General features: G+C 59.0%; 14 protein-coding genes. 13 read left to right on the top strand and 1 reads right to left on the bottom strand.

Annotated features, from left to right (window positions below):
* Positions 1 to 4 precede the first annotated feature (4 nt).
* The 10 genes from WKI41_RS04690 (at position 5) to WKI41_RS04645 (ending at position 8,060) form a co-directional block, all read left to right on the top strand.
* Positions 5 to 424, top strand: coding sequence for an acyl-CoA thioesterase (locus tag WKI41_RS04690; RefSeq protein ID WP_296022326.1), 420 nt, complete (start codon positions 5 to 7; stop codon positions 422 to 424).
* Positions 417 to 812 carry a RidA family protein gene (locus WKI41_RS04685; RefSeq protein WP_162723217.1) on the top strand — a complete coding sequence of 132 codons (396 nt, stop codon included), beginning with the start codon at positions 417 to 419 and terminating at the stop codon, positions 810 to 812. The genes WKI41_RS04690 and WKI41_RS04685 overlap by 8 nt, the downstream gene beginning before the upstream one ends.
* Before the next feature lie 43 nt (positions 813 to 855).
* The gene (locus tag WKI41_RS04680; protein WP_296022329.1) at positions 856 to 1,281 is read left to right on the top strand and encodes a cupin domain-containing protein; all 426 of its coding nucleotides are present in this window, start codon (positions 856 to 858) and stop codon (positions 1,279 to 1,281) included.
* On the top strand, positions 1,281 to 2,129 hold the full coding sequence (locus tag WKI41_RS04675; protein ID WP_340192363.1) for a fumarylacetoacetate hydrolase family protein: 849 nt from the start codon (positions 1,281 to 1,283) through the stop codon (positions 2,127 to 2,129). The genes WKI41_RS04680 and WKI41_RS04675 overlap by 1 nt, the downstream gene beginning before the upstream one ends.
* A gap of 2 nt (positions 2,130 to 2,131) precedes the next feature.
* A complete protein-coding gene (locus WKI41_RS04670; protein WP_340192362.1) occupies positions 2,132 to 2,914 on the top strand; it encodes a glucose 1-dehydrogenase in 783 nt (260 codons plus the stop codon).
* A 212-nt stretch (positions 2,915 to 3,126) separates the two neighbouring features.
* Entirely contained in the window at positions 3,127 to 3,768 is a 642-nt protein-coding gene (locus WKI41_RS04665; RefSeq protein ID WP_340192361.1) for an HAD-IA family hydrolase, read from the top strand.
* Between the two features lie 19 nt (positions 3,769 to 3,787).
* On the top strand, positions 3,788 to 4,858 hold the full coding sequence (locus tag WKI41_RS04660; protein ID WP_340192360.1) for a sn-glycerol-3-phosphate ABC transporter ATP-binding protein UgpC: 1,071 nt from the start codon (positions 3,788 to 3,790) through the stop codon (positions 4,856 to 4,858).
* A gap of 41 nt (positions 4,859 to 4,899) precedes the next feature.
* Positions 4,900 to 6,138: an extracellular solute-binding protein gene (locus WKI41_RS04655; RefSeq protein WP_279872987.1), complete on the top strand. Its 1,239-nt coding sequence runs from the start codon at positions 4,900 to 4,902 to the stop codon at positions 6,136 to 6,138.
* Between the two features lie 156 nt (positions 6,139 to 6,294).
* Complete coding sequence (locus WKI41_RS04650; RefSeq protein WP_340192359.1) at positions 6,295 to 7,215, top strand: carbohydrate ABC transporter permease; 921 nt, start codon at positions 6,295 to 6,297, stop codon at positions 7,213 to 7,215.
* Positions 7,212 to 8,060 (top strand): carbohydrate ABC transporter permease, encoded by an 849-nt coding sequence (locus WKI41_RS04645; RefSeq protein ID WP_062445176.1) that lies wholly within the window; start codon positions 7,212 to 7,214, stop codon positions 8,058 to 8,060. Before WKI41_RS04650 ends, WKI41_RS04645 begins: the two co-directional genes overlap by 4 nt.
* A 6-nt stretch (positions 8,061 to 8,066) precedes the next feature.
* Here WKI41_RS04645 and WKI41_RS04640 read toward each other — a convergent pair whose 3' ends face one another.
* Positions 8,067 to 8,915: a MurR/RpiR family transcriptional regulator gene (locus WKI41_RS04640; protein ID WP_340192358.1), complete on the bottom strand. Its 849-nt coding sequence runs from the start codon at positions 8,913 to 8,915 to the stop codon at positions 8,067 to 8,069.
* 119 nt (positions 8,916 to 9,034) lie between these two features.
* Between WKI41_RS04640 and murA the strand changes: the two genes are divergently transcribed.
* The 3 genes from murA to murQ all read left to right on the top strand — a co-directional run bounded on the left by murA (position 9,035) and on the right by murQ (position 12,204).
* Positions 9,035 to 10,291: a UDP-N-acetylglucosamine 1-carboxyvinyltransferase gene (gene murA / locus WKI41_RS04635; protein WP_340192357.1), complete on the top strand. Its 1,257-nt coding sequence runs from the start codon at positions 9,035 to 9,037 to the stop codon at positions 10,289 to 10,291.
* Positions 10,291 to 11,172, top strand: coding sequence for a BadF/BadG/BcrA/BcrD ATPase family protein (locus WKI41_RS04630; protein ID WP_340192426.1), 882 nt, complete (start codon positions 10,291 to 10,293; stop codon positions 11,170 to 11,172). The genes murA and WKI41_RS04630 overlap by 1 nt, the downstream gene beginning before the upstream one ends.
* A 108-nt stretch (positions 11,173 to 11,280) precedes the next feature.
* Positions 11,281 to 12,204 (top strand): N-acetylmuramic acid 6-phosphate etherase, encoded by a 924-nt coding sequence (gene murQ / locus WKI41_RS04625; protein ID WP_340192356.1) that lies wholly within the window; start codon positions 11,281 to 11,283, stop codon positions 12,202 to 12,204.
* Positions 12,205 to 12,254: the final 50 nt, after the last annotated feature.

Here is a 12,254-nt window from a genome sequence, read left to right as displayed (position 1 = left end):
TAAAATGCCCTTCACCCAATCCAAACCCATGCGCTTCGGCGACTGCGACCTGACGGGGATTGCCTATCATCCGGCCTATCTCTCGATGCTCGTCGATGTCAACGAAGCGATGTTCGCCTCCTTCGGTGTCACCTGGAAGGAACTGATGTTCGAGCGCAAGCTCGGCCTGCCGACGGTGACGATGAACCTCGAATTCAAGAAGCCTGCCGTCTACGGCGATACGCTCGATTTTGCAGTTCATGTGCGCGCCATCGGTCGCGCCTCGCTCGATCTCGAAACCATCGTCACCGTTGCCGGCGACATCATCTGGACGGTGCGGCAGCGGATCGTGATGACATCGCTTGAAGACCACAAATCCCATCCATGGCCTGACGACGTGCGCGCGGGCCTCACACGTTATCTGGAGCCAAGACATGATGCATGAAATCATCCAGCCGGACGGCTGGGCAAAGCCTATCGGTTACTCGAACGGGATCAGTGCGCGCGGGCGCATCGTACAAGTCGGCGGCCAAATTGGCTGGGACGAGCATTGCCAGTTTCATTCGGACGACTTTGTCGAACAGGTGCGCCAGACGCTGATCAACATCGTCAGCGTGCTGAAGGCGGCGGATGCAAAGCCTGAGCATCTGATCCAGATGACCTGGTACTTCACCGACCGCGTTTCCTACAAGTCGCGCATGAAGGAAATCGGCGCGATCTACCGCGAGATCATCGGTCGTCATTTTCCACCAATGGCCGCCGTGCAGGTGGTGTCCTTGATGGAAGACCGCGCCAAGATCGAGATCCAGGCGCTCGCCGTCGTTCCCGACTGATTGAAGCCCGACCGACCTAAGATCGAAGAGGAGGAGATATTCCATGACCAGCAGCATCAGACCTTTCATTACCCGCAAGGGTCAGGAAGACACCGGTACCGGCCAGTCCGGCGGCTGCGTGCGCGTGTCGGGCGTCAGCCCGCAGCACACCCCCGCCACCAAGATATGGTTCGGCAAGGTCTCCAATGACCCCGGCTATCGCTCCTATCCGCATCATCATGGCGAGGCTGAGACTGGCGGCTATGTGCTGAAGGGCAAGGCGCGCATCTATTTCGGCGAGGACTGGAAAGAGTATCTCGACATGGAAGAAGGCGACTTCATCTTCGTACCGCCGAACTGGCCGCATATCGAGGTCAACATGTCGACGACGGAAGAGCTGGTGTGGCTCACCACCCGCACACCGGACAACATCGTCGTCAACCTGCCGGACGTGGACGATTCCGTACTCGAAGGTTTCAGGAGAGCCTGATGAAGCTGTTGCGATACGGCCCCGCAGGCGCCGAGAAGCCCGCCCTCGTGGCGAAGGACGGCTCGATCCGCGATCTTTCCGGCGTCATTGCCGACTTCAACGGCGACGCCCTCTCCAACGCCGGTCTCGCGCGGCTTGCTGCAATCGACCCTGCAACGCTACCAGAGGTCTCAGTCGAGCGAATTGGTTCCTGCGTGCCGCGTCCGGGCAAGTTCATCTGCGTCGGTCTCAACTATGCCGACCACGCGAAGGAAACCGGCAAGGCACCGCCGGACGAACCGATCCTGTTCATGAAGGCGACCTCGGCAGTCGTCGGTCCGAACGACGATGTCGAAATCCCGCGCGGATCGCAAAAGGCCGACTGGGAGGTCGAGCTAGGCGTCGTCATCGGCACGCGGGCGAAATATGTGAGCAAGGCCGATGCGCTGAACCACGTCGCTGGCTATTGCGTGGTCAATGATGTGTCCGAGCGCGCTTTCCAATCCGAGCGCGGCGGCCAGTGGACCAAGGGCAAGAGCCACGACACATTCGGCCCGACAGGCCCATGGCTGGTCACACGCGACGAGGTGGCGGACCCGCAGAACCTCGCCCTGTGGCTGGATGTGGACGGCGTCCGCCGACAAACCGGCAATACGAACACCATGATTTTCGGCGTCGCGCATCTGGTCAGCTATATCAGCCAGTTCATGACGCTGGAGCCCGGTGATGTGATCGCCACCGGCACGCCGCCGGGTGTGGGCATGGGTATCAAGCCGGACCCTGTCTTCCTGAAGACTGGCCAGGTCATGACGCTTGGCATCGAGGGTCTGGGCGAGCAGCGGCAGCAAACGGTAGAAGCGAGGGACTGAGCATGACCGATCTTTTAGGGCGTCTCGCCATCATCACCGGCGGCGCGCGCGGCCAGGGAGAGGCCGAAGCCCGCCTGTTTGCCTCCAAAGGTGCCGCCGTCATCATCGCCGACGTACTGGCCGAGGAAGGCCGGGCGCTGGCGGAAAGCCTGCAGAGTGAAGGCCGCGAAGCCCGCTTCATCTATCTCGACGTGACCGATCCAGCGAGCTGGGCAGGTGTTGTGGCGTTTGCCACCGAATGGAAGGGCCGCATCGATATCCTCGTCAACAATGCCGGCATCATCAACCGCACCATCGTCGCAACCACCAGTCTTGACGCGTGGGAGCGGGTGTTGAAGGTGAACCTGACCGGTGCCTTCCTTGGCATTCAGGCGGTGACGGAATTGATGGGCAAGACCGGCGGCGGCTCGATCATCAACATCTCCTCCAATAGCGGCTTCTCCGGCCATTACGACCCGGCCTATACGGCCAGCAAATGGGGCTTGCGTGGCCTGACCCGCAGTGCGGCGATGGAACTGACGCCAAAGGCCATCCGCGTCAACGCCGTCTGCCCAGGTCTTGTCGTGACAGGCCTGAACGCCAACAGCCCGCACCTGAAGCCGATGATCGACATGACGCCGATGAAGCGCAGCGGCAAGCCGGAAGAGATCGCCGAACTGGTCCTGTTCCTCGCCTCTGACGCATCAAGCTTTATTACCGGCGAAGACTTCGTCATCGATGGCGGCTTCACGGCTGGTGCGGCCTATCGCAAGGTCGCGTCGCAGACAGGCATCTTCGATCAATAGATTTGTGCATTCCAGTCATCAATTTGCATCGCCGGCATGGGTAACCCCAATGCCGGCGATGCTGTATTTGCTCATCAGCGGGAAAAATATTTTATTCTGAATTTTAACAAAATAAGGAATTGATAATTCCCGCAGCTTTTGCCAATGTGAAATCCGTAGAAGGGCGTAGCGCGTTTTTCCTTCGCATTATAGGGTTTTCCTGCGGAGAATATGTGGTGATCAAGCCGGAGAGGCACAGCGACGACAAGCTCATCGTCTTCGATGTCGGCGGCGTCTTTATCGAATTGAATGTCGAAAAGCGCAAGGCAGCATTCGCAGCGGGCGGGCGATGGTCTTCGACTGACCAGGCAAACACAAACCTGCTTCACCTCAACATGCAGTTTCGCCTCGGCCAGATCGACGAAGATACCTATCTGCATCGCGCGTCCGAGATGTATGGGCTGACCGCTGAGCAGATATTGCAAGCGGAAACCGCTCTCCTTGAGGGCGTCTTTAACGGCATGGTGGATTACGTCCGTACACTGAAATCCAGCCATCGCGTCGTCTGCCTGTCGAACACCCAGTCCATTCACTGGCGCCACATCATCGAAACCATGCTCGGCGCCGAACTGTTCGATGCGTGCTACCTTTCCCATGAGATGGGAATGGAAAAGCCGGGCGAAGAGATTTATCTCGCGGTTCAGAGCCGCGAACAGGTCTCGCCAGAGCGGATCGTCTTCATCGACGACACGCTGGAAAACATCGCAACATCGCGCCGGCTCGGCTGGCACAGCATTCATCATGTTGATGCTGCGAAGACAATCGCGGCGATAGATGAAGCGATCTCAAGCACGCCGCAGAGCGGCACGTCCTGAGCGAAATGGAGTTCTAACCTTGGCTCAACTGTCACTGCGCGGCATCAAGAAGCGTTTCAAGGCTGTCGAGGTTCTTCATGGCATCGATCTCGATGTGAATGACCGGGAACTGATCGTTTTCGTCGGACCATCCGGCTGCGGAAAATCGACCCTTCTTCGCCTGATCGCCGGTCTCGATCCGATCACCGATGGCGAATTCCGGCTGAACGATAAGCGCATGAACGAGATCGCGCCATCACGACGCGGCATCGCCATGGTGTTCCAGTCCTATGCGCTTTATCCGCATATGAACGTCTATGAGAACATGGCCTTCGGTGCGCGGCTGATGGGTCTCAGCAAGCCTGAGGTCGAAGCGCGGATCGGTGAAGCTGCTCGCATGTTGCGGCTGGAGGCCCTTTTGGAGCGAAAGCCCCGCGAATTGTCCGGCGGGCAGCGTCAGCGCGTCGCAATCGGCCGGGCGCTGGTGCGCAAGCCGCAGCTTCTTTTGCTGGACGAACCTCTTTCCAACCTCGATGCTGCACTTCGCTCCGAGGTGCGACTTGAGATTGCTCGTCTGCACCGGGAGATTGGCGGAACCACGATCTACGTCACCCATGACCAGGTGGAAGCCATGACGCTGGCCGACCGGATCGTTGTGATCAATGGCGGTCGGATCGAGCAGTTCGGGTCGCCGCGCGAGCTTTACGAAACACCAGCCAATGTTTTCGTCGCCAACTTCATCGGCTCTCCACGCATGGCGATGCTGAATGTGGAGCGAGACGGCAACCGGCTCATCGCCCCCGGCATTGGCCAGATCTCGCTGCCACGCCTGCCGTCATCGCCGGAGCGCGCGTTGTTGATGGGTGTGAGACCGGACGCCATGTCGATCTCGTCGGATACGAGCCAGGAGGGCTTTGCTGCACAGGTGGTCTACACCGAATATCTCGGCGATAGCGCCTACGTCTATGTGCGGATGGGTGATGGCGCACCCGTCTCAGTACGTTGCGGGCCGGATACGCAATATGCACCTGACACACCGGTGACGATCAGCGTCGAGCCTGAGAAGGTCCATTACTTCAGCCGTGAAACATCGCAGCGACTTGCGGTGTAATCGGGTAATTCGCATCAACCAAAAAAGAAGGAGAGGAACAGATGAAACGATTTCTAATTGGAGCGGCCATTGCCTGCAGCACCATGCTTTCGGCCAGCGCAACCTTTGCCGCAGACCTGACCTTCTGGACATGGCGCCAGGAAGATAAGGCCGAATATGAAAAGTTCTTCGCCGATTTCAACAAAGCGAACCCGGACATCACAGTGAAGTTCGAGGCCTTCGAGGCAACCAGCTACAATACCGTCCTTTCCACCGCGCTTGCCGGTGGCAAGGGGCCGGATCTGATGATGACCCGTACCTATGGCGGCATTGAAAGCCTGGCGGGAGCTGGCTACCTGATGCCGCTGGACGATACAAAGATCCCGGCACTGAAGGGCTTCTCGGAACCGGCTCTTGCCTCCGCAACGATGCGCTCAGACAAGACGCTCTATGCCGTTCCCGCCGCAAGCCAGACCATGCTCGTCATCTACAACACCGAGATCTTCGAGAAGAACGGCATTACCGAGCCCAAGAGCTGGGACGAGTTCATCGCTGCTTGCGAAAAGCTGAAGGCAGCGGGCGTGATGCCTTTTGCCAATGGCACGGCAACCGGCTGGCAGAATGAGACCATCGTTTCCGCACTCACGTCCTCCATCATGGGCAAGGCTTTCTATGCCGACCTTATGGCCGGCAAGACCGACTTCAACGACAAGCGCTATGTCGAAGCGCTGACCAAGCTCAAGGAAATCTCGCAGTATTTTCCGGATGGCTTTGTCGGTCTGGACTATGCGTCCGCGCAGCAATTGTTCACCTCCGGCATGGCCGGCATGTTCGCTGGCGGCTCCTTCGAGCTTGCCAACTTCGCTAAACAGAACCCGGAGTTGAAGATGGGTGTCTTCGCCGCCCCCGGCCTGAAGGCGGAAGATGAGAAACTGGTTGGCCTCTTCTATGATTCCGGCTTCGGCGGCAACGCCAAACCGAAGGACCCGGAGGCCGTGCTGAAGTTCCTGAACTACGTTTCCAGCAAGGACTTCGGACAGGCCTTCGCCAACGGTCTGAACAACGTTTCAGCCGTTCCCGGCGTTACCTTCGACAACCCTCTGCTCGCCGAGGTTGCCGAGCTCAACAAGGATTCGATCCCCTACATGACGCTCGTCAACTTTCGCTACGGCGAACCGACGGGTTCGAACCTTATCCAAGCGGGCGTTTCGAAGATGCTGAACGGGCAGGCTACACCGGCCGAAGTCGGCAAGTCGATGACCGATGGTCTCTCTGCCTGGTATGCTCCGTTCAAGAAGTGATCGGACATTAGCCGGGCTTTCCAAAAGTTCAGCCTCTCACGTTTCGCAAAGCTCGAGAGCACTGCCGGTGAACCGCCTTCACTGACGATGCTCTCACAGGTCGCTCCTTAACCGGAGCGGCCACTCCACCGATCGATGGCCGTTGGGATAGTGTCGATGATGTCCAGCAAGTTGACAGGCAGAAGACTTTGGATTGCGGCCCTTGTGGTCCCGCCGATCGCCTTCATGTGCCTGTTTCTCGTATATCCGATCCTCTCGGCTTTCGCTTACGCCTTCTATGAATGGCGAGGGCTTGTCCGCGGCGACTTCGTCTGGTTCGATAATTTTTACCGGGTGCTGTTCGAGTATCCGTTCTCTGAGCGCACCATCAACGCCTTCAAGCACAATATCTTCGTCTTCTTCGCCCTGATGGTGCTTCAAAACGGCGTTGGCTTCATCCTCGCCTATTGCCTGTGGCGCGAACTGTGGGGCGCGCGCTTCCACCGGATCGCCGTCTTTTTGCCAGTGGTGCTTTCCACCGTCATCGTTGGCCTTCTGTGGAAGCTCTTCTATCACCCGCTCTTCGGCGCAGTGAACGCGAGTCTCAGGGCCGTCGGGCTTGGCAGCCTGGCACAGCCCTGGCTGGGCCAGGATTCAACCGCCTTGATGGCGATTATCGTTGCCAATGCCTGGCACATGGTCGGCTTCCCGACGCTGGTCTTCCTCGCCGGGATGCAGCGCATCCCGTCGGAGATTCTCGATGCCGTGCGCATGGAGACCGAAAGCGAATGGGTGAAGATGAGCAAGATCGTCTGGCCACTGGTGGCTCCTTCAGCAACAGTTGTGTTCACCCTGCTCTTCGTCGGTGCCTTCAACTGGTTTGAGCTGCCCTTCATCATGGCCGGTGTGGACGGCAATCCGCACGAGGCTACGGATGTGCTCGGGCTTTACTTCTACCGCACCGCCTTCGGCAGCATGTCCGCGTCCGCTGAGAACTTCGGGCCCGGCAGCGCGCTTGCGGTGCTGATCTTCCTGTTCATCGCCGTGGTCTCCAGCGTCATTACAGTCAGACTGCGCAGACGGGAGATCCAGCTATGAGGAAGGGGATCGACCGCGGCAGCTTCCGCACCTATGGCTGGGATGGACTGATCCAGATCCTGCTCATCGGCAACAGCATCGTCATGCTGACACCGATCGTCATCATGTTCTTTTCAGCCTTCAAGACGAACGCACAGATCTTCCAGTCCCCCTTCTCCATTCCCGATTTCACCAATGTCAAAAGCCTTCTCCGCGTCTGGAACGAGACCGACTTCCTGCTCTATATGAGCAATTCGCTGATCGTCACGGCAAGCTCGATTGCGCTGATCCTGATCCTCGGCACGATGGCGGCCTATGCCATCGCCCGTTACGAGTTCCGAGGCTCCGGCTTCATTCTTCTGTTCTTTCTGGCGGGGCTGACCTTGCCGCTGAAACTCGCCATCATTCCGCTCTTTATTCAGATGCGGGATTTCGGGCTGATCGACTCGCGGCTGTCGCTGATCTTCATCTATGTCGCCACCGGTCTGCCGACGACCGTTTTCATCCTCACCGGCTTCATCCGCAGCCTGCCGAACGAGCTGGAGGATGCCGCGCGCATGGATGGCGCCAATGAAGCGCGCATCATGTGGTCCATCATGCTGCCTTTGGTCCGGCCTGCCATGGTGATTGCCGCAATCCAGAATGTCGTGCCAATCTGGAACGACTTCTTCTTCCCACTGATCTTCATTCAGAACAACAATCTGAAGACGTTGCCGCAAGGCCTGACCGCCTTCATGGGCGAGTTCGGTACCGATTGGGGCGTGCTGTTTTCCGGGCTGACGCTTTCGGCCCTACCGATCATCATTCTCTACATCGCGCTGTCGCGGCAGTTCATCAACGGCATGACGGCCGGCGCGATCAAGTAGAGATGGTCACGACTTGAGAATGGAGACCGCAGCCTCGCTGGCATGAATGGCATCATTGGCACCGGGTATCTTGGCGATCAGCAGAAGGAAGACAAGATCGCAGATGGCAAGCTGCGCATCGCGCGAGGTGATGGCAGAGGATCGTACCCGCTCCTCATCTGCCACTGTGTGGAGTGTGATGTCGGCAAGCTGGCTCAAGCGATTGCCGTGGAGACCGGTCAGCGTCACGACCGTGGCGCCGCCCTTTTTTGCCAGTTCCGCCAGCCGGATCGTCTCGTTGGTACTGCCGGAGTGAGAGATAGCAAAGAGCACATCGCGATTGTTGAGCGAGGCGGCATTGGCCATTTGCACATGCGGATCGCGGTCCATCAGCGCCACCAGCCCGAGCTTCAGAAGCTTGTAGGAAAAGTCACGGGCAACGAGCGACGACGCACCGATACCGGCCAGATGAATGCGCCTTGCCGACGCCAGTGCGGAGACCGCCGCGGTGACCGCGTCTTCGGCATTCACCTCCATCGTCTGCTGCATGGCGGAAACCTTGCTTGCCACGAGCTTCTGCTGGATGGTGACAAAATTGTCGCCGGCATCGATCGTGCCGTGGATCATGCCGGATGGAACGCGCCACTCCTGTGCCTTGGCCTTGGTGACCGCGAGTTTCAGCTGCTGATAGCCGTCATAGCCGATCTTCTGCGAGAATTTCACGACGCTGGATTGGCTGCGCCCGGTTGCAGCGGCGAGTTCTGCGGAGGACAGCTGTACCATGCGATCGGGATCATCGACGATGAACTGGCCGATCTGGCGTTCGGCATCCGTCATGAATTCCAACTTCGCCTGGATGACCTTCAAGACGGACATGGCGTTCCCCCGATCGGAATAAGATATTCGTAAATCAAAAATTCTCTGGAATATTATAGCGCTTATCTTATGATTAGCTATCCAGATTTCAGCATCAGTTTTGACCCGGAAGGTCTTTCATGGATGAGCTGCATATCACCGGCAGAACGAGGCTTGATGGCGCGGTTCCGATCGCGGGCGCCAAGAACGCGGCCCTACCGCAAATCGCCGCTTCGCTTCTCTCACCTCATCCGCTTGCGCTGACGAACCTGCCCAAGGTGTCGGATGTAGATAACATGCTGCGCATCATTTCGCTTTATGGTGCGGAGGTTGAACGACATGCGGGCGGCACGACTATCGATGCGCGGAACGTGACTCCAGGCGAAGTCGATTACGAGACGGTGCGCAAGATGCGCGCTTCAATCCTGGTGCTTGGCCCGCTGCTTGCCCGTTTCGGCGCTGCGCGGGTGTCGTTGCCCGGCGGCTGTGCGATCGGTGCGCGCCCTGTCGATATGCATTTGAAAGTTCTATCCGCCCTTGGTGCGACGATTGCTGTGGAAGGCGGCTACATCGTTGCGAGTGCCCCTGATGGGTTGAAGGGCGCGCGCATTGTCCTGCCCGGCCCTTCCGTGGGCGCCAGCGAAACGGCTTTGATGGCGGCGTGTTGCGCGACGGGCGAAACCGAAATCCTCAATGCCGCGCGCGAACCGGAAGTAGTCGATCTTATCGCCTGTCTTTCTGCGATGGGCGCAGAGATCGAAGGCGCTGGCACGCACCGCTTGCTGGTCAAAGGCGACGCCGCGTGGCGCGCCGCAAGCCATCACGCCATTCCGGACCGCGTCGAGGCGGGAACCTATGCGGCAGCGGCGATGATCACCGGCGGCCGCATCGAACTCGTCAACGCCCGAATGGAGCACCTCTCATCGGTTCTGCAGGTGCTGGAAAGTATGGGTGCTACCATCTGGCCCGGTGATCGTGGCGTCGTTGTCGAAGGTACCGGCCGGATCAAGCCTGCCGATTTCACCACCGAACCCTACCCGGGCTTCCCGACGGATCTGCAGGCGCAATTCATGGCGATGGCCTCGATTGCCGAGGGTGCCAGCGTCATCCGCGAAACCATCTTCGAGAACCGCTTCATGCATGTGCCGGAACTCTCACGACTCGGTGCCAATATTGCGCTCAATGGCTCTGTCGCCACGGTCCGGGGGCAGCCATCCCTCAAGGGTGCCCCGGTGATGGCGACCGATCTGCGCGCCTCCGTGTGCCTCGTGCTGGCGGCTCTTGCAGCGGAAGGTGAAACCATCATCAAGCGCGTCTATCATCTTGATCGCGGTTACGAACAACTGGACCGCAAGCTGGCCCAATGCGGCGCCAACATTCGTCGCGTGTCGCTATGATGACGCCGCTTATCGACCAGACACTTTATCTCGGCGTCGATGGCGGCGGCACGGGCTGCCGGGCGAGGATCATCGACGAAGCTGGCCACGTCATCGGCCAAGGATTGTCCGGCCCCGCGACCACGCGTCTTGGCGTTCCAAACGCCTGGGCCTCCGTCTTACGCGCTTGGACAGGCGCGGCACAAGAGGCTGGCCTTGATCCTTCCAGCGCGCCGAATGTTATGGCGGGCATCGGCATTGCCGGGCTGACGCGTGCGGGCTCGCGCGAGCAGTTGGAAGCCCTGCCCCATCCTTTCGGCAATATCTGCTTCACCTCCGACGGCGCGGCCGCCTGCCTTGGCGCGCATTCCGGTCATGATGGCGGCATCGTTATTGCCGGCACCGGCTCGATCGGCCTGGCACTGGTCGGTGGCGAAGAAAAACGCGCCGGAGGCTACGGCTTTCCGATCTCCGATGAAGGAAGCGGTGCGGATATGGGATTGAAGGCAATCCAATCCGCTCTTCTCGCTTTCGACGGCCGGCGGGACAGGACCGCTTTGCTGTCCGAGGTTCTCAACCGCTTCGACAACCTTCCTGCCAATATTGTCGGTTGGATGGACAAGGCAACCGCGACGGACTACGCCACGCTCGCTCCACTGGTCCTGCGTCACGCCGATCAGGGAGACCCTGCCGCCCGCCAGATCGTTCAATCTGGCGCAGGCCATATAGACGGGCTGGTGCGCCGCCTGATTGAATACGGCGCGCCAGCCGTTACTTTGCTCGGTGGCCTCTCCGGACCGCTGGAGCCCTGGCTTGCGCCCGACGTTCGCAAGCGGTTGAAACCGGCCGATGGCGACGCCGTCTCTGGTGCGATCATCCTGGCAAAACGCCTGTCTTCCTGAATGCAACCCTTGCGATATTCTGCCACCACTATCGGAATAATATATTCCAATATTAATTGACATTCGGAATATCCAATCGTAGTCTGTTAAAAAATCGAGTGAGGATCCATGTCGCACCTGCACCTGATGGCGGAACTTGAGCAGCTGGTTTCCGAGGCTCGCAACCCTAATTCCATGACGATCGATCTGCTGCCGACAGAAGAGATCCTGCGGGTTATGAACCGGGACGATGCGCTCGTGCCAGAGGCAGTCGCCAAAGTCATTCCGCAGATTGCAGAGGCCGTGGAGGAGATCGTTCGCGCCTTCCGCAGCGGTGGACGCTTGATTTATATTGGCGCGGGCACCAGTGCTCGTCTTGGCGTCCTTGATGCATCCGAATGCCCTCCCACCTTTTCCGTGCCGGAAGGCATGGTTGTCGGTCTGATTGCCGGTGGCCCACGCGCTATTCTGCATGCGGTCGAAGGCGCGGAGGACGATGTGGAGGAAGGCAAGCGCAATCTTGCGGAGATCGATCTTTCCGCAAACGACGTGGTCGTCGGCATCGCCGTCAGTGGGCGCACCCCTTACGTTGTCGGCGCGCTGACCTATGCGCAATCCATTGGCGCAAAGACCGTGTCTTTGACCTGCAACCCGCATTCAACGCTGGCCGACATGGCAGATATCGCCATCTCGCCGGTCGTCGGCCCTGAAGTGGTCACAGGCTCGACACGGCTGAAATCCGGCACGGCCCAGAAGCTCGTCTTGAACATGCTGACGACCGCCAGCATGATCCGCATCGGCAAGACCTATGAGAACCTGATGGTCGATCTGACCATCAGCAATCAGAAGCTTCGCGCCCGCGCCATCCGCATCATCATGGAGGCAACCGGGTGCTCGGCGGAAATTGCGGAAGAACAACTGACGGTAAGCGGCAACAATGTGAAGCTCGCCATCCTGATGATCCTGAGCGGACTGAACCGGGAAGAGGCCGAGGCCGCACTTGTTCGTCATGACGGCTTTTTACGCAAGGCGCTGAGCGAAAAAACCAATTGAACGCAAGACGTGCTGCATACCCGGCGTTCGAAAAGGACGGGATCAGCCAA

The organism is Agrobacterium larrymoorei, assembly GCF_037722385.1.
Classification (GTDB): domain Bacteria; phylum Pseudomonadota; class Alphaproteobacteria; order Rhizobiales; family Rhizobiaceae; genus Agrobacterium; species Agrobacterium larrymoorei_C.
Note: the sequence above shows the minus strand (reverse complement) of the source record. Positions and strands in the feature narration are given on the sequence as shown.

Coding starts and splice junctions, on each gene's coding strand:
- WKI41_RS04690 (WP_296022326.1), top strand. CDS start 5: ATGCCCTTCACCCAATCCAAACCCATGCGCTTCGGCGACTGCGACCTG.
- WKI41_RS04685 (WP_162723217.1), top strand. CDS start 417: ATGCATGAAATCATCCAGCCGGACGGCTGGGCAAAGCCTATCGGTTAC.
- WKI41_RS04680 (WP_296022329.1), top strand. CDS start 856: ATGACCAGCAGCATCAGACCTTTCATTACCCGCAAGGGTCAGGAAGAC.
- WKI41_RS04675 (WP_340192363.1), top strand. CDS start 1,281: ATGAAGCTGTTGCGATACGGCCCCGCAGGCGCCGAGAAGCCCGCCCTC.
- WKI41_RS04670 (WP_340192362.1), top strand. CDS start 2,132: ATGACCGATCTTTTAGGGCGTCTCGCCATCATCACCGGCGGCGCGCGC.
- WKI41_RS04655 (WP_279872987.1), top strand. CDS start 4,900: ATGAAACGATTTCTAATTGGAGCGGCCATTGCCTGCAGCACCATGCTT.
- WKI41_RS04650 (WP_340192359.1), top strand. CDS start 6,295: ATGATGTCCAGCAAGTTGACAGGCAGAAGACTTTGGATTGCGGCCCTT.
- WKI41_RS04645 (WP_062445176.1), top strand. CDS start 7,212: ATGAGGAAGGGGATCGACCGCGGCAGCTTCCGCACCTATGGCTGGGAT.
- WKI41_RS04640 (WP_340192358.1), bottom strand. CDS start 8,915: ATGTCCGTCTTGAAGGTCATCCAGGCGAAGTTGGAATTCATGACGGAT.
- murA (WP_340192357.1), top strand. CDS start 9,035: ATGGATGAGCTGCATATCACCGGCAGAACGAGGCTTGATGGCGCGGTT.
- WKI41_RS04630 (WP_340192426.1), top strand. CDS start 10,291: ATGACGCCGCTTATCGACCAGACACTTTATCTCGGCGTCGATGGCGGC.
- murQ (WP_340192356.1), top strand. CDS start 11,281: ATGTCGCACCTGCACCTGATGGCGGAACTTGAGCAGCTGGTTTCCGAG.